The sequence below is a fragment of the Burkholderia sp. SIMBA_062 genome (assembly GCF_046534765.1).
GTDB lineage: Bacteria > Pseudomonadota > Gammaproteobacteria > Burkholderiales > Burkholderiaceae > Burkholderia > Burkholderia ambifaria.
Window position 1 is genome coordinate 84,398 of the sequence record NZ_JAWRYD010000004.1, and the last position, 19,176, is coordinate 103,573.

A 19,176-nucleotide genomic window follows, 5' to 3' on the forward strand; every position below is an offset into this window, starting at 1 on the left:
CGTGCCGGGTGGCGAGCCCGGCGCGTTGTATCGGTTGCGGACCGGTTACGGTGCGCTCGTGCTCAGAACGGCACGTCGCCGACGATGCCCGCCCGCTCCATCCGGCGCACGCACGGCGGGTAGTCCATCACCGCGTAATGCTGGGTGGCGCGGTTGTCCCAGATCGCGACGCTGTTCTTCTTCCAGCGCCAGCGCACCTGGTATTCGGGGATCGCCGCCTGGCTGATCAGGTAGTGCAGCAGCTGGCCGGCGCCGGGGTTCGCGTCCTGCCCGAAGCGCACGCGCGCGGGCGTGTGGAAGTTCGTGAAATGCGTCGTGAACGCATTCACGTACAGCACCTTCTCGCCCGTTTCGGGATGCGTGCGCACGACCGGATGTTCGGCGTCCGGATACTGCGCCTTCAACGCGAGGCGCTTGTCGATCGGCATCGCCGCGCCGAAGCTCGCCTCGATGCTGTGGCGGGCGCGCAGGTCCGCGATCTGCTGCTTCACGTGGTCCGGCAGGTTCTCGTACGCGAGCACCATGTTCGCCCACATCGTGTCGCCGCCAACCGGCGGACCGTCGATGCAGCGCAGCACACAGCCGAACGGCGGCGCCACGCGCCAGCTCGCATCGCTGTGCCACGCATTCTCGTAGCGGTCGTTCGGCTGGTCGGGCGACTTGTAGATCCGCACGAGCCCCGGATGCTCCGGGTCGCTGCCGGCGACCGGGTGATCCTCGAGTTCGCCGAAGCGGCGCGCGAACGCGACGTGCTCGGCACGCGTGATGTCCTGGTCGCGCAGGAACAGCACGCGATGGCGCAGCAACTGCGCGCGGATCTCGGCGAACAGGCCGTCGTCGTGCACGGCATCGGCGAGGCTCACGTCCAGCAGTTCCGCGCCGATCGCACAGGTCAGGGGTTCGACTCGCATGCGCGTCTCCTCAGACGATGAATACCGACGAGCCGGTCGTCTTGCGCGACTCGAGATCGCGGTGCGCCTGCGCCGCGTCCTGCAGCGCATAGCGCTGGTTGATTTCGATCCGGATGCGGCCGGCCGCGACGTGCGCGAACAGTTCGCCGGCGAGATCGTTCTTCTCCGCCGGATCGGCGATGTAGTCGGCCAGCGCCGGGCGCGTCAGGTACAGCGAGCCCTTCATCGCGAGGCGCTGCGGATCGAACGGTGGGATCGGACCCGACGCGGTGCCGACGCAGACCAGCAGCCCGCGCCGCTTCAGCGAATCGAGCGAGCCTTCGAAAGTGTCCTTGCCGACGCTGTCGAACACGACGTCGACGCCCACGCCGCCGGTCAGTTCGCGCACACGCTTCGCGACATCCTCGCGGCTGTAGTCGATCGTGTGGTCGCAGCCGTGCGCGCGGGCAACCGCCGCCTTGTGTTCGCTCGACACGGTGCCGATCACCGTGAGCCCGAGCAGCTTCGCCCATTGCGACACGATCAGCCCGACGCCGCCGGCTGCCGCATGCAGCAGGATCGTGTCGCCCGGCGCGAACGCATGGATGCGGCGCAGCAGGTAGGCCGACGTGAGCCCGCGCATCGTCATCGCCGCAGCCGTTTCGCATCCGATGCCGGCCGGCAGCCGGACGAGCGGAGCGGCCGCGATCAGCCGCTCGGTGCTGTACGCGCCGAGCGTGTTCAGGAAGCCGGTGTAGGTCACGCGGTCGCCCACGGCGACGTTCGTCACGTCGGGACCGACGGCCTCGACCACGCCGGCGGCCTCGACGCCGATGCCGGCCGGCAGCGCGACCGGATACAGGCCGCTGCGGAAATACGTGTCGGCGAAGTTCAGGCCGACCGCCTCGTGCCGCAGGCGCACCTGGCCGGGGCCCGGCTCGCCGACGTCGACTTCTTCCCAGCGCAGCACGTCGGGGCCGCCGGTTTCGTGGAATCGCACTGCATGTGCCATCTTGTTCTCCGTAGGTATTCAGTCGGATGCGCGTCACGCATCGTCGGGTTCGTCCGTGCCCGGCGCCGTCGCGCTTGCGCCGCTCGCCGGGGGCGCGTCCAGTTCGTTCCAGTCGGCGTCGACCAGATAGCGCCGCGCGGCCGGGAAAATCACGCCTTCCATGCGTCCCATCTGCTCGAATGCCCCACGCGCATAGACGGCGAGCGCGGCATCGAACGCGGCCGACGGCAACCCGTCGGCGGCGAGCCGCGCCAGCGCGCCGAGCGCGTGCGCATCGCGGCGCCGCTGGCGATCGAGTTCGTCGAGTTCGGCCGCGGTGCTCTCCGCCCGCCTGCGCAATGCCGCGCAGAGACGGGCTTCGGCGCAGGTGCCGAAGCGTGCGTGCTGCAGCGCCGCGAGCGATGTCAGCGCGGCCAGCGTGCCGGGCGCGTCGGCCATCGGCCGACCGTCAGCGTCGGGGCCTTCGCTCGCCATCATCAGCGCCGCCAACCGCGCGCCGAGCGCATGATGCGCGGCGAGACAGCGGGCCATCACGCGCGCCTCGGCCTGCCCATGCCGCGCCGGACACACGAGCACCGGCACGTCGCTCGTTGCGAGCAGCGCCCGCCGTTGCCTGACCGCCGCGGCATCGGCGTCGTGCGGCAGCGCCGCCACGCCGATCAGGTCGCAGCCGAGTTCGCCAGCAAGCGTGGCGGGCGACGTGTCGCCAGCCGCCGGATGGCCGGCCCCCGGATGGCCGGCCCGCGGATGGCCGCCCCCCGCGATCACATGGGACAGGCCCTGCGCCCGCGCGGCGGCTTCCACTTTCGCATCGTGTCGCGGCATCCGCGCTCCGGATAAACGCGAGTCGGGCACGGCGCCCGACAGCACGAACGTGACCCGCGCGCCGACCGCTCGCGCCAGCTCCAGCGCATGGCCGATCGCGTCGATGCCGCCGGGCACGCCGTCGACCGTCACGAGCAAATGACGATACATCGTGCCGCTCCGCTTATCCGGCGCTCGGCACGCTGGGTCGCGCGCCGGTCGATATGATGTTCATGGCCCCCTCCTCGTTGCATGGGTAAGTTGCGTTCGTCACGCTTCGGAACCCATGCTATCGACCACGCGGCGGCGCGGCCCCACTCGTCGCGGGGGGGATTGACGCGCGAGCGCGGTTCGGCCGATCCTTCCCCCCACGCCCACCCCGGACGCTGGCCTGCACGGCATCGCCGGATTCCCACTGCTGCCCCGATGGCCCACCCACCCGATCGCGCCGACGCGCCCCCCACCGAACTCGTGCTGAAGACGACCGCGCCGCGCGTGCCGGCGCAGTTGCTCGCGCGTGCGCGGCTGCGCCTCGCCGCGCCGGCGTTCGACGCCCGGCCCGTGATGCTCGTGCAGGCGCCGGCCGGCTACGGCAAGACGTCGCTGCTCGCGCAATGGCGCCGCGAATCGCTCGCGCTCGGCCGCGCGGTCGTGTGGCTGTCCGCCGACGAGCGCGATGACGCGCCGCGCCTGCTGCAGGGACTCGTGCAGGCGGTGCGCACCGGTTGCGCGCGGCCCGGCTTCGGGCGCCTGATCGCGGGCGGTGCGGCGCGCGCGCTGGAGGGGCTCACCGCATGGCTCGCCGAAGTCGCGCAACTGTCGATCGACGCGCTGTTGATCGTCGACGACGCGGAGCGGCTGCCGGCCGCCGGCCTCGACGCGCTGACCTATGTGCTGCACAACGCGCCGCAGAACCTGCGTGTGATCGTCGCGGGCCGGCGCGGGCTCGATCGCGCGGCCGGCGACCTGCTCGCCGGCGGGCAATGCACGCTCGCGGGCCCCGAATGGCTGCGCTTCACGCTCGACGAGACGATCGCGCTGGTCGGTGCGCGCTTCGCACAGCGGGTCGACGCCGATGCGTGCGCGCGGCTGTTCGAGCGTGTCGACGGCTGGCCGCTCGGGCTGCAGCTCGCGATGGCCGCGATGGCGCGCTCGGCCGATCCGCGCCAGGCAGTCGACGCGCTCGCCGCGCGCATGGACGGCACCCGCGACCGGCTCGTCGAGCTGCTGCTCGCGAACCTGTCCGCCGACGACACCGCGTTCCTGACGCGCACGAGCATCGCCGACCGCCTGCATCCGTCGCTGTGCGCCGCGCTGCTCGACGACGCGGCTGCGCCCGACCGGCTCGCACGCCTCGCGCGTGATACGCCACTGTTCATCGCGTCGGATGACTCCGACTGGTGCCGGCTGCATCCGCTGGTGCGCGATACGCTGCGCGACCGCCTGGCGGCGGGCCCGGTCGCGGAGCGCAGCGCGCTGCATGGACGTGCGGCCGCGTGGCTCGATGCGCACGGGATGACGGAGGAAGCCGCGCGTCATGCGTATGCGGCCGGCCAGGTCGAGACCGCGTACGCGCTCGCGCAGCGCTGCCTCGAGGATGCGATCAAGCAAGGCCGAATCAACGACGTGCTCGACTGGCTCGCGCTGCTGCCCGATGCGGAACTCGACAAGCGTCCGACGCTGCGGATCGCGGTCGCGTGGGCGCTGGCGCTGGGGGAGCGTCATGTGGAGGCGCAGCGCCAGATCGCCGGCATCCTCGCCGACGCCGCCACGCCGGCCGCGATGCGCTACGAATGTGCGCTGATCCTCAGCGCGGCGGCCTATTACGCGGACGAAATCGACCGTTTCGTCGAGCTGTTCGAGCCGTGGGCCGACTTCACGCCGCCCGCGGCGACATGGCTCGCGCAGATGCACGCGAACCGCCTGTCGGCGCGCGCGATCATCGTCGGCGAACCGGCACAGGCGCGCCGCTACCAGCAGGCCGCGCCGCGCGGCGGGACTGCTGCCGGGTTCGGCTACGTCGCGCGCTGGGGCGAGCTGATCACCGGCCTGAGCTACCTGTGCGAAGGCCAGATCCGGCTCGCGGACGACGCGTTGTCGCCGGCACTCGCGCGCGCGGAAGCCGACCTCGGGCGCCGCCATCCGCTGACCTGCATGTTGGCTGCGATGTGCGCGGCGATCGCATACGAGGCCGATCGCGTCGACCAGGCCGCCGCGCTGCTCGCGAACCGGCTCGACGTGCTCGAGCACGCGGGCACGCCCGACACCGTGCTGCTCGGCTATCGGACGGCCGCGCGCATCGCGCTGCTGCGCGGCGTCGAGCATCGCGCGATCGACCTGCTCGTGGCGCTCGACGCGATGGGCGTCGCGCGCCGGCTGCCGCGGCTGTCGGTCGCAAGTCTCGCCGAGCAGGTGCGCATTCACGCGGCGCGCTATCGCGAGGCGACCTGCCATGCGCTCGTCGAGCGGATCGATGCGATCGCCGCGGCCGAGTTTCCGTCGCACGGCCCGCTGTGGCGGCGCCCCGTCGTGCTGCTGCAGGCGATCGCGCATGCGGGCGCCGCGCTTGCCGCGCGCCGCTGGGACGATGCCTGCGCGGCGCTCGACGAAGCGGCCGTGCTGGCCCGGGAGATGAGCGTCGGGGGCGCGCGCATCGAGATCATGGCGCTCGGTGCGTTCGCGCTCGAACAGTCGGGGCACGACGGCCGCGCGCGACTCGACGAGGCGATGAACCTCGCGGACATGTTCGGCCTGACGCGCACGCTCGCGGATGCGCATCCGGCCGTCGCCGACTGGGCGCGCCGCATCGGCGACGAGGCGATCGAGCGCGACGGCCCGGCAAGGTCCGCGCAACCGCAGCCGCGCATCGTGCCGCCCGCGCCCCGCAGCACGGCCAGCCCGCGCGCGGTGCCGAGCGTCGTGCTGACGCCCAAGGAGCGCGCGATTCTCGAGCTGCTCGCGCGCAGCCTGTCGAACAAGGAGATCGCGGTGGCGCTCGCCGTCGGCGAAGAAACCGTGAAATGGCACCTGAAGAACCTGTTCGGCAAGCTCGACGCCAGCTCGCGCAAGCACGTCGTGCGCCGCGCGCTGGTGCTCGGGCTGCTCGAAAGCGCGCCTTGATCGCCGCGTGTGCCGGCGCGGCCGGCTGTTGCATCTGTCGCGACTGTTGACGCAGGCATCGGCGTCGATCCCCTTTCGATTCTCCGCAACCCTGCCCCCCGCGCATGGGGGGGAGCGGCCGTGCGCCGTTGCGTAGTCTTTCCGCACGGCTCGCACCGGCGTCGCCTCGCGCGCCTTCCCGCCTGCCTCGATGCTGCCCCGCTTCACCCGCACCGGCTCGATCCCGTGCGGTCCATTACGATCCTGGAGACTTCGATGAAGACGAAACTGGCCGCGCTCGCGGTGCTTGCCGGCTGTTCGGCGCTCGCGCATGCGCAATCCTCCGTCACGCTGTACGGCGTGGTCGACACGGGCCTGCTGTACCAGAGCACGTCGGCCGCTTCGTTCAGCCCGAGCGCGCCGAACACCGGCAAGGTGTTCCGGATGAAGGACGGCGGCATCTACTCGAGCTTCTGGGGCATCAAGGGCAGCGAGGACCTCGGCGGCGGCTACAAGGTCAACTTCAAGCTGCAGGGTTCATTCGACAGCGGCACCGGCCGGCTCCAGCTGAGCGACACGCCGGGCGCCGTCGCGATCTTCAACCAGATTGCGTCGCTCGGCGTATCGGGGCCGTTTGGCACTGTGACGGCCGGCCGCCAGATCGTGCCGATGATCTACGCGATGGCCGACACCGACGTGCGCAACGCGCAGTTCTTCGTCAGCGTGCTGACCGCGTGGCTCGGCCTGAACACCGCGGCCGGCTGGCCGGCGACGAGCACCAACGGCGCGATCGGCGCGCTGTACGACAGCAATGCGCTCGTGTATCAGTCGCCGACGTTCGCGGGCGTGTCGCTCGCGCTCGAATACGCACCCGGCGGCGTCGCCGGACAGTTTCAGGGCGGCACGCGCGAATCGGTCGTGCTCAGGTATTCGAACTACGGGCTCAATGCATCGGCCGTCTACTACAACGGCCACGACACGAATCCGGCACCGGGTGTCGCGCCGACCGGCGTCGACAACAACCGCTTCGTCTACGTCGGCGCGAAATACACGATCCGCGATTTCTCGGTGTCGGCGTCGTACGGCAACGGCCGGAATCCCGCGCATGCGGACCGGGTGAACCTCGACATGCTGTCGGCCGGTGTCGGCTATCGCTTCACACCCGCGCTGCAGGTCGCCTCCGCCGTGTACTACCTGAAGGACCGCAACCGCGCCGCGAACCGGTCGACGGCCGTGGTGCTCACGGTCGACTACAGCCTGTCGAAGCGGACGATGGTCTATGCGCAGGCCGGCCACGTGAACAACCGCGGCACGATGGACCAGATGCTCGTGTACGGGCAGCCGGTCGCGCCCGGGGTCGGCACGACGGCCGCGATGGTCGGGCTGCGGCACAACTTTTGACGACGAAGTGACGCGCGGCGGCGCTTGCGCGACCCGCGGCGGCCGTCTGCAACGATCGCGGGGATCGGCTACAGTGGGCGTTTTCGGCGCGGCCCGCCCGCTTGCCGATGCGCTCGTCCCGCCCCTGCCGCCGTGCCGGGGGGCGCTCCGTGGCGCACGGCCGGCCGGCGGATCGCGGATCCTCCACGTTGACGAGCGAATCTCCATGCCCGACCTGTCCGCCTTCCCGATCACGAAAAAATGGCCGGCCCAGCATCCCGACCGTCTCCAGCTGTACTCGCTGCCGACGCCCAACGGCGTCAAGGTGTCGATCATGCTCGAGGAGACCGGTCTGCCGTACGAGCCGCACCTCGTGAGCTTCGGCACGGACGACCAGCTGTCGCCCGAATTCCTGTCGCTGAACCCGAACAACAAGATCCCGGCGATCATCGATCCGAACGGCCCCGACGGCCGGCCGTTGCCGCTGTTCGAATCGGGCGCGATCCTGCTCTATCTCGCCGACAAGACGGGCCAGCTGATCCCGAAAGATGCCGCGGGCCGCTACGAGACGATCCAGTGGGTGATGTTCCAGATGGGCGGCATCGGCCCGATGTTCGGCCAGGTCGGCTTCTTCCACAAGTTCGCCGGCCGCGACTACGAGGACAAGCGTCCGCGCGACCGCTACGCCGCCGAATCGAAGCGCCTGCTCGCCGTGCTCGACGCGCATCTCGCGAACCGCAAGTGGATGATGGGCGATACGTACACGATCGCCGACATCTCGATCTTCCCGTGGGTGCGCAACCTGGTCGGGTTCTACGAAGCGGGCGATCTCGTCGGCTTCAGTGAATTCCGCAACGTCAAGCGCGTGCTCGACGCGTTCGTCGCGCGGCCGGCCGTCGCGCGCGGGCTCACTATTCCGGCACGCGGCTGATCCGCGGCAGCGGGCGCGCCGGGTGCGGCCCGCTGCGTGACCGGCTCGCCGCCTGTCCGGCCCCGCCTTGCGCGGCGGACGGTTTGCAGGTTACCGTTCTGCTTTCCTGCTTTCCTGCTTTCCTGCTTTCCTGCTTTCCTGCTTTCCGGCGTTTCTGCGTTTCTGCGTTTCTGCGTTTCTGCGTTTCTGCTTGCCGCGCGTCGCGCGTCGCGCGTCGCGCGTCGCGTTCAGCGTGACTCAGCGTGAGATCCGCGCCGCTGCTTTTCGGCCGGCGTCGGCTTCCCTTCCTCCAATCCCGCCAGCAGCTTTTCCAGCAGCGCCGACAACTGCGCCTGCTCCGCCTGCGACAGCACGGCCAGCATCGCGCGCTGATTGTCGACGTGCGCGACCACCGCCTCGTCGATCAGCGCGCGGCCCGCGTCCGTCAGCGCGACGAGCGTGCCGCGGCCGTCGGCCGGATTCGGCCGGCGCTCGACCCAGCCGGCCTTGTGCAGCCGGTCGATCCGTGCGGTCATCCCGCCCGACGACATCATCAGCGCGTCGTACAGCGCGGTCGGCGTCAGCGCGAACGGCGCGCCGCTGCGCCGCAGCGTCGCCAGCACGTCGAATTCGCCCGGCTGCATCCCGTAGCGCGCGAACAGCGGATTGAGACCGTCGCGCGCGATCACGAGCGCGGCCTCCTGCAGCCGTCCCATCACGAGCATCGACGACGCATCCAGATCCGGGCGCTCGACGCGCCATTGCGCGAGCGCATGCGCGGCTCGATCCATTAACCCTCCTCGGCTCACCAGTTATCTTGACGTCGAGATAAATGCCGATTTATCTTGATGTCGAGATACTTTACACGAAAACGCACGCCGCCCCCCCGCAGGGGCCGTGCACCGATCTCGAGGGTCTTCCATGAATCGCTGCATTTCCCCCGGCTGGCGGCTTGCCGCCGTCGTGCTGGTCGGACTGAACCTGCGGCCGGCGCTCGCCGCAATCGGTCCGCTGCTCGACATGATCCAGCGCGCGACCGGCATCGGCGACGGCGCGGCGAGCCTGCTGACCACGATCCCGATCCTGCTGATGGGCGTGGGTGCACTGAGCGCGCGGCGGCTGCAACGCGTGACGGGGATCGCGGGCGGCGTGTGGCTCGGCGTCGTGCTGATCGGGTTCGCCTGCGCGTCGCGCGTTGGCGCGCGGCACGCGTGGGTGCTGCTGGCAAGCGCATGCTGCGCGGGCATCGGGATCGCCATGGTGCAGGCGTTGCTGCCGGGGTTCGTGAAGACGCATTTCGCGACGCGGATCGGCGGCGCGATGGGCGTCTATTCGACGTCGATCATGGGCGGCGCGGTGCTCGCGAGCGTCGTCGCGCCGTTCGCCGCGGCCCGCTGGGGCTGGCTCGCCGCGCTCGCGGGCTGGGCGCTGCCGGCCGCCATTGCAGCGCTCGCGTGGCCGCTGGCCAGTCGTGACGGCGACGCGCCGGCGTCCGGCGCGATGCCGGCGTCGGCCGCGACATCGGCGGCGCATGCGCGACCGTCGCGCTCGCCGCGCGCATGGCGGCTCGCGGTGTTCTTCGGGATCGCGACGGGCGCCTACACGCTCGTGCTGGCGTGGCTGCCGCCGTACTACATGCGGCTCGGCTGGTCGCCGACCGCGGCCGGCAGCCTGCTCGGCGGCGTGACGCTCGCGGAAGTCGTCGCGGGGCTGACGATCTCCGCGACGATCGACCGCCTGCCCGATCGCCGGCCCGCGCTGCACGCGGCGATCGCGTCGCTGCTCGCGGGGCTGCTGGTGATGCTGGCCGCGCCGCAGGCGCTCGCGTTGCCGGCCGCGCTGCTGCTGGGTGCGGGCATCGGCGCGCTGTTTCCGCTGTCGCTGATCGTCACGGTCGATCATGCGGCGACGCCGGCCGATGCCGCATCGTTGACGGGGTTCGTGCAGGGCGTCGGCTATCTGGTCGCGGGGCTGTTTCCGTTCGCGGCGGGCGTCGTGCGCCAGCATCTCGCGGATCTGTCGCCCGCGTGGGTCGCGATGGCTTGCCTGTGTGTCGTGTTGTTCGCGCTGGCGGCGGGTTTCGCGCCGCGGCTTGCGCCGCGCGTCGCGCGTGCGTAGAGCCGGCCCGCATCGCGTTTCGCTTACGCGCAATCAGCCGCCGCTCGCATACAACGTCGAATCCGCGAACCCTTCCGCATCGAGCACGCGCCCGACCAGAATCAGCGCGGTGCGTTCGATCTGCGTGCCCCGCACCTTGCCGACGATGTCGGCCAGCGTGCCGGTCACGCGTTCCTCGTCGGGCCAGCTCGCACGATAGATCACCGCGACCGGGCAGTCGGGCCCGTAGTGCGGCAGCACTTCGTCGACGATCCGCGCGAGATGGCGCACGCCGAGATGGATCGCGAGCGTCGCGCGGTGCGCGGCGAGCGCGCCGAGCGCTTCGCCTTCCGGCATCGTCGTCTTGCCGGCGAAGCGCGTGAGGATCACCGTCTGCGCGATACCGGGCAGCGTCAGCTCGACGCCGAGCGTCGCCGCGCACGCAGCCGCGGCCGTCACGCCCGGCACGATTTCATACGGAATCCCGAGCGCTTTCAGCCGGCGGATCTGCTCGCCGATCGCCCCGTACAGCGACGGATCGCCCGAATGCACGCGCGCGACGTCCTGCCCTTTCGCATGCGCATCGGCGAGCAGCGCGACGATCGCATCGAGATCGAGCTCGGCGGTATTGACGACCTGCTCCGCGCGATGGCCGTCGAGCACGGCCGGCGGCACGAGCGAGCCCGCATACAGGATCACCGGGCACGTGCGCACGAGGCGCTGGCCCTTCACCGTGATCAGTTCGGGGTCGCCAGGGCCCGCGCCGATGAAATACACCGTCATCCAGAAATCTCCATCCAGTCATTGGGCAACCGGTCGCGCGGCATCATGTGCGCGCGGCCGGGTCGAGCGTATCGAGCGCCTCGAGCAGCGCGGCGGTCGAGTCGAACGCGCGGTCCGCGTCGGGCAGCGGCGGCCGGCGCAGCATCACGACCGGCAGCCGTCGTTCGCGCGCGACGTCGAGCTTGGCTTCGGTCGCGGCGCCGCCGCTGTTCTTGCTGACGACGACGTCGATGCCCGCGAGCGCGAACAGCGCGCGTTCGCCGTCGAGCGTGAACGGCCCGCGCGTCGCGACGATCTGCGCGCGCGCGTTGCCGGGATGCGCATCGAGGCAGCGCACCAGCCAGAACTGGTGTGGCGGGATCTCGTCGAGATGCGCCAGCGGTTCGCGCCCGAGCGTGAACAGCGGCCGCCGGAACGGCGCGAGCGCGGCCGCGATCCCGGCCCAGTCGTCGACCATCCGCCAGTCGTCGCCGGGGCGCGGCGTCCACGGTGCGCGGCGCAGCGCCCACAGCGGCACGCCCGCGTCGCGCGCGGCGGCCGACGCGTTCGCGCTGATTTGCGCGGCATACGGATGCGTCGCGTCGATCACGAGACCGATGCAGGCGCCGCGCAGATAGGCGGCAAGCCCCGCCGCGCCGCCGAACCCGCCGACACGCACGTCGCAGCGCAGGTCGTCGGGCACTTTGCCGAGACCCGCGAGGCTATAGACATGTCGCGGGCCGAGCGCGCGCGCGATCGTCAGCGCGTCGCCGGTGCCGCCGAGGAGCAGGATACGTACGCTCATCGCGCAGTTCCGACGAAACGGCCCTGCCGGTCGATCGCGAACATCTCGACGGCTACCGTTGCCGGCACGATGTCGCGCGCGACCCGCAGCGCGTGCGCACAGACGAGGTCGCCGAGCGGCACGCCGTCCGCGTGCGCGAGCTTCAGCGCTTCCTGGCTCGTGTTCGCCGCGCGCATCGCGGCCTGCAGCGCGTCGCTCGCACCGGCCTCGGCCGCCCACTGCGCGAGCAGCGGCAGGTCGATGCTCGAATGGCGGCTGTGCAGGTCGAGATCGCCGGCCGCGAGCTTGCTGAGCTTGCCGAAGCCGCCGCACATCGACAGGCGGGAGACCGGCGCGCGGCGTAGGTGCTTGAGCACCGCGCCCGCGAAATCGCCCATTTCGATCAGCGCCATGTCGGGCAGGCCGTAGTGCGCGCGCATCGCATCCTCGCTCGTGTTGCCGGTGCACGCGGCGATGTGCGCGATGCCGTTCGCGCGTGCGACGTCGATGCCCTGGTGGATCGACGCGATGTACGCCGAGCACGAGAACGGCCGCACGATGCCGGTCGTGCCGAGGATCGACAATCCGCCGACGATGCCCAGGCGCGGGTTCATCGTCTTCAGTGCGAGCGCGTCGCCGCCCTCGACGCCGATCGTCACGTCGAAGCCGCCTGCATAACCGTATTCGGCCGCGAGCGCGTCGAGGTGCGTGGTCATCATCTGGCGCGGCACCGGATTGATTGCCGGTTCGCCGACCGGCAGCGTGAGCCCCGCGCGCGTGACCGTGCCGACGCCCGGCCCCGCATGAAAACGCACGCCCGGCGCGGCGGACAGTGCGACGCGCGCGAACACCAGCGCACCGTGCGTGACGTCCGGATCGTCGCCGGCGTCCTTGACGGTGCCGGCCTCGGCGCCGTCGGCGGTGGTCCGGCAGAACTCGAGCCGCATCATCACGCGCTGCCCCTTCGGCAACACGATCTCGACCGCGTCGTCGGCGTGGCCCGCGAGCAGCAGGCGCGCGGCGGCGAGCGACGTCGCGGTCGCGCAGCTGCCGGTCGTATAGCCGAACCGCAGCGGCGCCGGTCGTTCCGGGGTTTCGTCGCGCATCACGCGAGGTCCGTGAATGCCGTTGCCGCGGGATCGGGCTTGCGCCCGTCGTACAGCGTGACCGGCAACGGCTGCCGCCACGTGTCGAAGCGGCCGAGCGGCTCGGCATGCGCGAGCGACACGCGCGTGAGCGTGCCGCCATGTGCGTCGCGCCAGGCCGCGAGCGCCAGTTCGCCCTGCAGCGTGACCGCGTTCGCGACGAGCCGGCCGCCGGGCTTCAGCGCCGACCAGCACGCATCGAGCACGCCGGGTGCGCTCGCGCCGCCGCCGATGAAGATCGCGTCGGGCGCGGCGAGCCCCGCGAGCGCGTCGGGCGCGCGCCCCGCGACGAGCTGCAGCCCCGGCACGCCGAGCGCGTCGCGGTTGTGTTCGATGAAGCGCTGACGCTCCGCATGCGACTCGATCGCGATCGCCTGGCACGATGGATGCGCGCGCATCCATTCGATGCCGATCGAGCCGCTGCCCGCGCCGACGTCCCACAACAATTCGCCCGGTGCGGGCGCGAGGCGCCCGAGCGTCAACGCGCGCATGTCGCGCTTGGTGAGCTGGCCGTCGTGGCGGTACGCGTCGTCGGGCAGGCCGGGCGTGAGCGCGCGGCGCGGCGCATCGGGGCCGGCCCGGCAGTCGAGCGCGATCAGGTTGAGCGCGGCGGTTTCGGCGACGGGCCAGTCTTGCGCGAGGCCGTCGAGACGCCGCTCGAGCGGCCCGCCGAGATGTTCGAACACGCTGATGCGGGTCGGGCCGAAGCCGCGCGCCGTGAGTTCGGCGGCGACCGTGGCCGGCGTGCGGCCATCGGCGCTGAGCACGAACAGGCGCCGGCCCGGCAGCAGGTGGCGCGCGAGCGTCGCGAGCGGCCGGCCGACGAGCGACACCGCGCCGACGTCCTGCAGCGCCCAGCCGAGCCGTGCGGCCGCCAGCGACAGCGACGACGGGGCCGGCAGTACGCGCCATTCGTCAGCGGATAGCTCGCGCGCGAGCGTCGCGCCGACGCCGAACAGCATCGGGTCGCCGCTTGCCAGCACGCAGACGGGCGCGCCGCGCCGCGCGAGCAGGCCCGACACGTCGAACGGCGACGGCCATGGCTCGCGCGCGGCCCGCAGCCGCGCGGGCAGCATGTCGAGGTGCCGCTTCGCGCCGACGACCCGCGTGGCGTCGAGCAGCGCGCGCCGCGCGCTGCGCCCGAGCCCCGCGTAACCGTCGTCGCCGATGCCCACTACCGTCAGCCACGCCGTCATGCACCCTTCCCCATCATCCGATTCCATCGAGTCGCCGCACGGCGGCCGTGAAGGCGCCGGTGCGGCCGTCCGCGTTGCGAAAGTCGGCATGGTACCGTGTTCCACCGCACGTTTCACCTGCGGGGCTGCCCGCGTCGGGCCGCGTTTCGCTTCGGTCACGGCGCCCGCTCGGCGGTCCCGAAGCGCCGGTGAAATCGGGTATCCTACGGCCGTTCGTTCGCCGGTGCCCTTCGGGGCCGAAGAGGGAACACAGGGCGCGCATCGCGCCGCTGTGGCTGCCCCCGCAACTGTAGACAGCGAGCCGATCTCCCCCCTCATGCCACTGGTTTCACCGGGAAGGCCGGGAGCCGGCGCCGACCTGTCAGCCAGGAGACCTGCCGGCCTGAAAGTGCGTGCGTGCCAGTCGGCGTCGGGCGGGGTGTACCGATGCGTTGGCCGCGGCGCCACACTGCCCCGGTATCCCGTTGAATTCCGCCCCCGTTTCGATTCCTGCGTTGCCCGTCGTGCGCCCGTCGGCTTGCCCGGGGCTCGTGCGCGTCGTCGCGGCCGCCGACGGCGGGCTGTGCCGGATCAAGCTGCCGGGCGGCCGGCTCGACGCGCGGCAGGCGCGCGCGATCGCCGCCGCGGCGCGCAGCTACGGCTCCGGCGCGATCGACGCGACCAATCGCGCGAATCTCCAGTTGCGCGGCATTCGCGACGGCGCGGCCGATCCGCTGGCCCGTGCATTGCTCGACGCGGGCCTCGGCCCGCGCGCGAGCGCCGGCGATGCCGGCGATGTCGCCACCGACAGGGCCGCGCTCGCCGCAAGCGACGACGTCCGCAACCTGATGCTCAGCCCGCTCGCCGGGCTCGATCCCGCCGCGCTGCTCGACAGCCGCGCACTCGCACGGCCGTTGCTCGACATGCTGACGCATGAGCCGCGCCGCGGCGAACTGTCGCCGAAATTCTCGATCCAGCTCGACGGCGGCGAATCGGTCGCGGCGCTCGATCATCCGCACGACATCTGGCTTGCCGCGCGGCGTCGCGACGACGGCGCGCTGCGCATCGCCGCGGGCCTGGCCGGCTGTCCGCCGGTCGCGTCCGACGATTCGCCCGCTTCGTTCGACGTCGCGCCCGACCAGGCCGTCGCGCTGGTGCGCGCGTTGCTGCTCGCATTCCTCGATCTCGCGCCGGCCGACGTCACGCGGATGCGCGCATTGCTCGCGACCGGCGGCGAACTTGCGTTGCGCGAGCGCGCGCGGCACTACGCACCCTTCCCGCTCGAGGCCGATCCCGCGTTGGCCGGCTGGCGGCGCATGCCCGCGGACGCCGCGCTGCGTTTCGGCGTGCGGCCGTCGCTCGACGCGACGCGCTGCAGCGTCGGCGCGCAGTTCGTGCTCGGCCGGCTCGACGCGACGCAACTGGAACGGCTCGCGGCACTCGCTGAAACCGAAGGCGACGCCACGCTGTCGATGACGCCGTGGCAAGGCGTGTTCGTGCACGGCGTGCGGCGTGAACGGGCGCGGGCCGTGCTCGATGCGCTCGCGTCGCTCGGTCTCGTGTGCACGCCATCCGACCCGCTGGCGGCGCTGGTGGCCTGCACCGGCAGCGCGGGCTGCGCGAAGGCGCGCGCCGATACCAAACACGATGCGCTCGCGCTGGCCGCGCGCGTCGGCCATCCGGTCGACGTGCACCTGACCGGCTGCGAGCGCCACTGCGCGCTGCCGCATCCCGCGACGTACACGCTCGTCGCGGTTGCGCCCGCCCGCTACGACCTTTACCGGCGCGACGCCGCCGCGGGCCTCGGCGCCCCGCTCGCGCGCCATCTGACGATTGACCAGGCCGCGGCCCGATTGACGGGCACGCGGCACAGCCAGGACACCACCACCGATGCTTGACTACATTCGCGACGGGCAGGAAATCTACCGCCAGTCGTTCGCGACGATCCGCGCCGAGGCCGACCTGTCGCAGGTTCCGCCCGATCTCGAGAAGCTCGCGGTGCGCGTGATCCACGCGTGCGGGATGGTCGATGTCGTCTACGACCTGCGCTTCTCGGCCGGCGCCGGCACCGCGGGCCGCACGGCGCTCGCGGCCGGCGCGCCGATCCTGTGCGACGCGCGGATGGTCGCCGAAGGCATCACGCGTGCGCGGCTGCCGGCCGGCAATCGCGTGATCTGCACGCTCGGCGAACCGGAGGTGCCCGACCTCGCGCGCCATCTCGGCAACACGCGTTCGGCCGCGGCGCTCGAACTGTGGCGCCCGCATCTGGCCGGCAGCGTCGTCGTGATCGGCAATGCGCCGACCGCGCTGTTCCACCTGCTCGACATGATCGACGCCGGCGCGCCGCGCCCCGCGCTGATCCTCGGCTTTCCGGTCGGCTTCATCGGCGCGGCCGAATCGAAGGCGCTGCTCGACGCCGAGAGCCGCGGCGTGCCCTACGTCACGCTGCTCGGCCGGCGCGGCGGCAGCGCGATGGCGGCGGCCGCCGTCAACGCACTCGCGACGGAGGCCGAATGACGGCCCCGCGCGGACGCCTGTTCGGGGTCGGCGTCGGCCCCGGCGATCCTGAACTGATGACGATCAAGGCGCTGCGCGTGCTGCAGGCCGCGCCGGTGGTCGCGTATTTCGTCGCGAAGGGCAAGAAAGGCAATGCATACGGGATCGTCGAAGCACACCTGCTCGACGCGCAGACGCAACTGCCGCTCGTCTATCCGGTGACGACCGAGGCGCTGCCGCCGCCGCTCTGCTACGAGACGGTGATCGCCGACTTCTACGACACGGCCGCCGAGATCGTCGCGTCGCATCTCGACGCCGGGCGCGACGTCGCGGTGATCTGCGAAGGCGATCCGTTCTTCTACGGTTCGTACATGTACCTGCACGATCGCCTCGCGACGCGCTACGACACCGAAGTGATCCCGGGCGTGTGCGCGATGCTCGGCGGCACGGCCGTGCTCGGCCAGCCGCTCGTCTATCGCAACCAGAGCCTGTCGGTGCTGTCCGGCGTGCTGCCGGAGGACGAATTGCGCGTGCGGCTCGCGCAGGCCGACGCGGCCGTCGTGATGAAGCTCGGCCGCAACTTCGACAAGGTGCGGCGCGTGCTCGACGAACTGGGGCTCGCGAAGCGCGCGCTGTACGTCGAGCGCGCGACGATGGCGGCCCAGCGCATCGTGCCGCTCGACGAAGTCGACCCGATGGCGTCGCCGTATTTCTCGCTGCTCGTCGTACCGGGGGAAAAATGGCAAGGATGACGACTCCGCCCGCGATCGTGATTCTCGGCGCGGGCGCGCTCGACACCGCGCGGCGCATCCAGGCGCGTTATCCGGGCTCGCGCGTGCATGGGCTCGCGTCGCGCGTCGAGGCCGACGTGCCGTTCGACGAACTCGGCGCGCACCTGCGCGAGCTTTACGCGCGCGGCCTGCCGATCGTCGCGCTGTGCGCGGCCGGCATCGTGATCCGTTGCGTCGCGCCCGCGCTGGCCGACAAGGGTGTCGAGCCGCCGGTGCTCGCGGTCGCGGAAGACGGCTCGGCCGTCGTGCCGCTGCTCGGCGGACTGACGGGCGTGAACCTGATCGCGCGCGAAATCGCCGCCTGCCTCGGCGTCGTCGCACCGGCGATCACGACGAGCGGCGAACTGCGCTTCGGCGCGTGCGTACTCAATCCGCCCGACGGCTATGCGCTCGCCGATCTCCAGCAGGGCAAGCGCTTCGTGTCCGACCTGCTCGCGGACGCGGCCACGCGCATCGACGGCGCGGCGCCGTGGCTCGACGACGTCGCGCTGCCGCGCGACGACACGGCCGCGCATGCGATCCGCGTGACGCCCGATGCGTGGCGCGGCGCGCGCGACGAACTCGTGATCCATCCGCGCAGCGTGGTGGTCGGCATCGACGCGCGCGGCGTGCAGGCCGACGCATCGCCATCGCTCGCCGAACGCATCGATGCGCTGCTCGATGCATACGGCCTTGCGCGGCTGGCGCTCGCCGCGCTCGTCGCGCCGGCGACCTTGCTCGGCGATGCGCGGGTCGAAGCGGCGGCGCACACGCTGGGGGTGCCGCTGCGCTTCGGCGATGTCGAAGGCGAAGGCGATGTCGAAGGCAATCGCGACACCGATGCCGCCGCACTGCTCGGCCGCACGTTGCGCGTCGCGCACACGCTGCGCGCAACGTCCGACGGCCTCGCGTGCGCGGTCGCGGCGCAACCCGTCGATCCCGCTACGCTTGGCCGGGCGCGCGGCCGCCTGACGGTGTTGGGCCTCGGCCCGGGCGATGCGGCATGGCTCACGCCCGCCGCGCGGGGCGCGCTCGCGGAAGCCACCGATATCCTCGGCTATACGACCTACGTGACGATGGCCGGCCCGTTCCGCGCGGACCAGCGCGTACACGGCACCGACAATCGCGAGGAAATGCAGCGTGCGCGCCATGCGTTCGAACTGGCGGCCGAGGGCCGGCGCGTCGCGGTGGTGTCGTCGGGCGATCCGGGTGTGTTCGCGATGGCCGCGGCCGTGCTGGAAGCGCTCGACGAAGCGCGCGACCCGCGCTGGGCGGCGGTCGAGCTGCGCGTCGAACCCGGCGTATCGGCGTCGCTCGCGACCGCCGCGCAGGCCGGCGCGCCACTCGGCCACGATTTCTGTGCGATCTCGCTGTCGGACAACCTGAAGCCGTGGGACGTGATCGAGATGCGCCTGCGGCATGCGGCGCAAGCCGATCTCGTGATGGCGTTCTACAACCCGATCTCGCGTGCGCGGCCGTGGCAGCTCGATCGTGCGCTCGACGTCGTGCGCGCGCACCGCGCGGACGACACGGTGGTCGTGCTCGGCCGCGATATCGGCCGGCCGGGCGCGACGCTCGCGACGACGACGCTCGGTGCGCTGCGCAGCGAGCAGGTGGACATGCGCACGATGGTGATCGTCGGTTCGTCGACGACGCGGCGTTTCGCGATCGGCGACGGCCGCGAGTGGGTGTATACGCCGCGCTGGTATCGCTGAAGGCCGCTGCACATCGCGGCGCGTCCGCGCCCAGCATGCCGGCCGTCGTCGCCGGTGCGCCGAACCCGACCATGCCCGCGTCGACTGCGCCGCGGGGGCACCGGTCGAGCGTCCGGCGCTTCCGCTTCATCGCGTGA

The 19,176-nt window shown here is 71.8% G+C and carries 16 protein-coding genes and 1 riboswitch; of the genes, 8 read left to right on the plus strand and 8 right to left on the minus strand.

All coding sequences use genetic code 11. The features are described 5' to 3' along the window. Nucleotides 1–62: 62 nt before the first annotated feature. The 3 genes from SB786_RS05385 to SB786_RS05395 are packed head-to-tail and all read right to left on the minus strand — an operon-like array spanning nt 63 to nt 2,877. Nucleotides 63–911 carry a TauD/TfdA dioxygenase family protein gene (locus SB786_RS05385; RefSeq protein ID WP_410726572.1) on the minus strand — a complete coding sequence of 283 codons (849 nt, stop codon included), beginning with the start codon at nt 909–911 and terminating at the stop codon, nt 63–65. A gap of 10 nt (nt 912–921) precedes the next feature. Then, complete coding sequence (locus tag SB786_RS05390) at nt 922–1,902, minus strand: quinone oxidoreductase family protein (RefSeq protein ID WP_410726574.1); 981 nt, start codon at nt 1,900–1,902, stop codon at nt 922–924. A 33-nt stretch (nt 1,903–1,935) separates the two neighbouring features. Then, on the minus strand, nt 1,936–2,877 hold the full coding sequence (locus tag SB786_RS05395; protein ID WP_410726575.1) for a universal stress protein: 942 nt from the start codon (nt 2,875–2,877) through the stop codon (nt 1,936–1,938). Between the two features lie 255 nt (nt 2,878–3,132). Here SB786_RS05395 and SB786_RS05400 point away from each other — a divergent pair, with 255 nt between their 5' ends. The 3 genes from SB786_RS05400 (at nt 3,133) to SB786_RS05410 (ending at nt 8,116) form a co-directional block, all read left to right on the plus strand. After that, nucleotides 3,133–5,826, plus strand: coding sequence for a LuxR C-terminal-related transcriptional regulator (locus SB786_RS05400; protein WP_410726577.1), 2,694 nt, complete (start codon nt 3,133–3,135; stop codon nt 5,824–5,826). A gap of 255 nt (nt 5,827–6,081) precedes the next feature. Then, the gene (locus tag SB786_RS05405) at nt 6,082–7,206 is read left to right on the plus strand and encodes a porin (protein WP_410726578.1); all 1,125 of its coding nucleotides are present in this window, start codon (nt 6,082–6,084) and stop codon (nt 7,204–7,206) included. Nucleotides 7,207–7,411: 205 nt separating this feature from the next. Next, nucleotides 7,412–8,116, plus strand: coding sequence for a glutathione S-transferase N-terminal domain-containing protein (locus SB786_RS05410; protein ID WP_410726580.1), 705 nt, complete (start codon nt 7,412–7,414; stop codon nt 8,114–8,116). Nucleotides 8,117–8,343: 227 nt separating this feature from the next. Here SB786_RS05410 and SB786_RS05415 read toward each other — a convergent pair whose 3' ends face one another. Beyond that, complete coding sequence (locus SB786_RS05415; RefSeq protein WP_410726582.1) at nt 8,344–8,886, minus strand: MarR family winged helix-turn-helix transcriptional regulator; 543 nt, start codon at nt 8,884–8,886, stop codon at nt 8,344–8,346. Between the two features lie 130 nt (nt 8,887–9,016). Here SB786_RS05415 and SB786_RS05420 point away from each other — a divergent pair, with 130 nt between their 5' ends. Then, complete coding sequence (locus SB786_RS05420; RefSeq protein ID WP_410726583.1) at nt 9,017–10,213, plus strand: MFS transporter; 1,197 nt, start codon at nt 9,017–9,019, stop codon at nt 10,211–10,213. A gap of 33 nt (nt 10,214–10,246) precedes the next feature. Here SB786_RS05420 and cobM read toward each other — a convergent pair whose 3' ends face one another. From cobM to cbiE, 4 genes are read right to left on the minus strand one after another with little or no spacing between them, the layout of a single operon-like run. Continuing rightward, nucleotides 10,247–10,975, minus strand: a complete 729-nt coding sequence (cobM, locus tag SB786_RS05425) for a precorrin-4 C(11)-methyltransferase (protein ID WP_410726585.1) — start codon at nt 10,973–10,975, stop codon at nt 10,247–10,249. A 43-nt stretch (nt 10,976–11,018) separates the two neighbouring features. Further along, nucleotides 11,019–11,759, minus strand: a complete 741-nt coding sequence (locus SB786_RS05430) for a cobalt-precorrin-6A reductase (RefSeq protein WP_410726587.1) — start codon at nt 11,757–11,759, stop codon at nt 11,019–11,021. Then, nucleotides 11,756–12,844, minus strand: coding sequence for a cobalt-precorrin-5B (C(1))-methyltransferase (locus SB786_RS05435; RefSeq protein WP_410726589.1), 1,089 nt, complete (start codon nt 12,842–12,844; stop codon nt 11,756–11,758). Before SB786_RS05435 ends, SB786_RS05430 begins: the two co-directional genes overlap by 4 nt. Then, complete coding sequence (cbiE, locus tag SB786_RS05440; RefSeq protein WP_410726591.1) at nt 12,844–14,079, minus strand: precorrin-6y C5,15-methyltransferase (decarboxylating) subunit CbiE; 1,236 nt, start codon at nt 14,077–14,079, stop codon at nt 12,844–12,846. Before cbiE ends, SB786_RS05435 begins: the two co-directional genes overlap by 1 nt. A gap of 204 nt (nt 14,080–14,283) precedes the next feature. Next, a riboswitch (cobalamin riboswitch) is annotated at nt 14,284–14,476 on the plus strand. A gap of 106 nt (nt 14,477–14,582) precedes the next feature. On the opposite strand from cbiE, the gene cobG reads away from it, so the two are divergent. Genes cobG through cobJ form a run of 4 tightly spaced genes read left to right on the plus strand, consistent with a single transcriptional unit; the run spans nt 14,583 to nt 19,039 of the window. Continuing rightward, entirely contained in the window at nt 14,583–15,956 is a 1,374-nt protein-coding gene (gene cobG, locus SB786_RS05445; protein WP_410726799.1) for a precorrin-3B synthase, read from the plus strand. Next, a complete protein-coding gene (locus SB786_RS05450; protein WP_175699839.1) occupies nt 15,949–16,575 on the plus strand; it encodes a precorrin-8X methylmutase in 627 nt (208 codons plus the stop codon). The genes cobG and SB786_RS05450 overlap by 8 nt, the downstream gene beginning before the upstream one ends. Then, nucleotides 16,572–17,306 carry a precorrin-2 C(20)-methyltransferase gene (locus SB786_RS05455; protein WP_006762425.1) on the plus strand — a complete coding sequence of 245 codons (735 nt, stop codon included), beginning with the start codon at nt 16,572–16,574 and terminating at the stop codon, nt 17,304–17,306. Before SB786_RS05450 ends, SB786_RS05455 begins: the two co-directional genes overlap by 4 nt. Next, nucleotides 17,303–19,039 (plus strand): precorrin-3B C(17)-methyltransferase, encoded by a 1,737-nt coding sequence (gene cobJ, locus SB786_RS05460; RefSeq protein ID WP_410726593.1) that lies wholly within the window; start codon nt 17,303–17,305, stop codon nt 19,037–19,039. Before SB786_RS05455 ends, cobJ begins: the two co-directional genes overlap by 4 nt. Nucleotides 19,040–19,176: the final 137 nt, after the last annotated feature.

What these genes read in the sequence shown, in the direction of transcription:
- cobJ (WP_410726593.1), top strand. Translation starts at nt 17,303, where the DNA reads ATGACGACTCCGCCCGCGATCGTGATTCTCGGCGCGGGCGCGCTCGAC.
- SB786_RS05435 (WP_410726589.1), bottom strand. Translation starts at nt 12,844, where the DNA reads ATGCGCGACGAAACCCCGGAACGACCGGCGCCGCTGCGGTTCGGCTAT.
- SB786_RS05455 (WP_006762425.1), top strand. Translation starts at nt 16,572, where the DNA reads ATGACGGCCCCGCGCGGACGCCTGTTCGGGGTCGGCGTCGGCCCCGGC.
- SB786_RS05405 (WP_410726578.1), top strand. Translation starts at nt 6,082, where the DNA reads ATGAAGACGAAACTGGCCGCGCTCGCGGTGCTTGCCGGCTGTTCGGCG.
- SB786_RS05415 (WP_410726582.1), bottom strand. Translation starts at nt 8,886, where the DNA reads ATGGATCGAGCCGCGCATGCGCTCGCGCAATGGCGCGTCGAGCGCCCG.
- SB786_RS05395 (WP_410726575.1), bottom strand. Translation starts at nt 2,877, where the DNA reads ATGTATCGTCATTTGCTCGTGACGGTCGACGGCGTGCCCGGCGGCATC.
- SB786_RS05400 (WP_410726577.1), top strand. Translation starts at nt 3,133, where the DNA reads ATGGCCCACCCACCCGATCGCGCCGACGCGCCCCCCACCGAACTCGTG.
- SB786_RS05450 (WP_175699839.1), top strand. Translation starts at nt 15,949, where the DNA reads ATGCTTGACTACATTCGCGACGGGCAGGAAATCTACCGCCAGTCGTTC.
- SB786_RS05420 (WP_410726583.1), top strand. Translation starts at nt 9,017, where the DNA reads ATGAATCGCTGCATTTCCCCCGGCTGGCGGCTTGCCGCCGTCGTGCTG.
- SB786_RS05430 (WP_410726587.1), bottom strand. Translation starts at nt 11,759, where the DNA reads ATGAGCGTACGTATCCTGCTCCTCGGCGGCACCGGCGACGCGCTGACG.
- cobM (WP_410726585.1), bottom strand. Translation starts at nt 10,975, where the DNA reads ATGACGGTGTATTTCATCGGCGCGGGCCCTGGCGACCCCGAACTGATC.
- SB786_RS05385 (WP_410726572.1), bottom strand. Translation starts at nt 911, where the DNA reads ATGCGAGTCGAACCCCTGACCTGTGCGATCGGCGCGGAACTGCTGGAC.
- SB786_RS05410 (WP_410726580.1), top strand. Translation starts at nt 7,412, where the DNA reads ATGCCCGACCTGTCCGCCTTCCCGATCACGAAAAAATGGCCGGCCCAG.
- cbiE (WP_410726591.1), bottom strand. Translation starts at nt 14,079, where the DNA reads ATGACGGCGTGGCTGACGGTAGTGGGCATCGGCGACGACGGTTACGCG.
- SB786_RS05390 (WP_410726574.1), bottom strand. Translation starts at nt 1,902, where the DNA reads ATGGCACATGCAGTGCGATTCCACGAAACCGGCGGCCCCGACGTGCTG.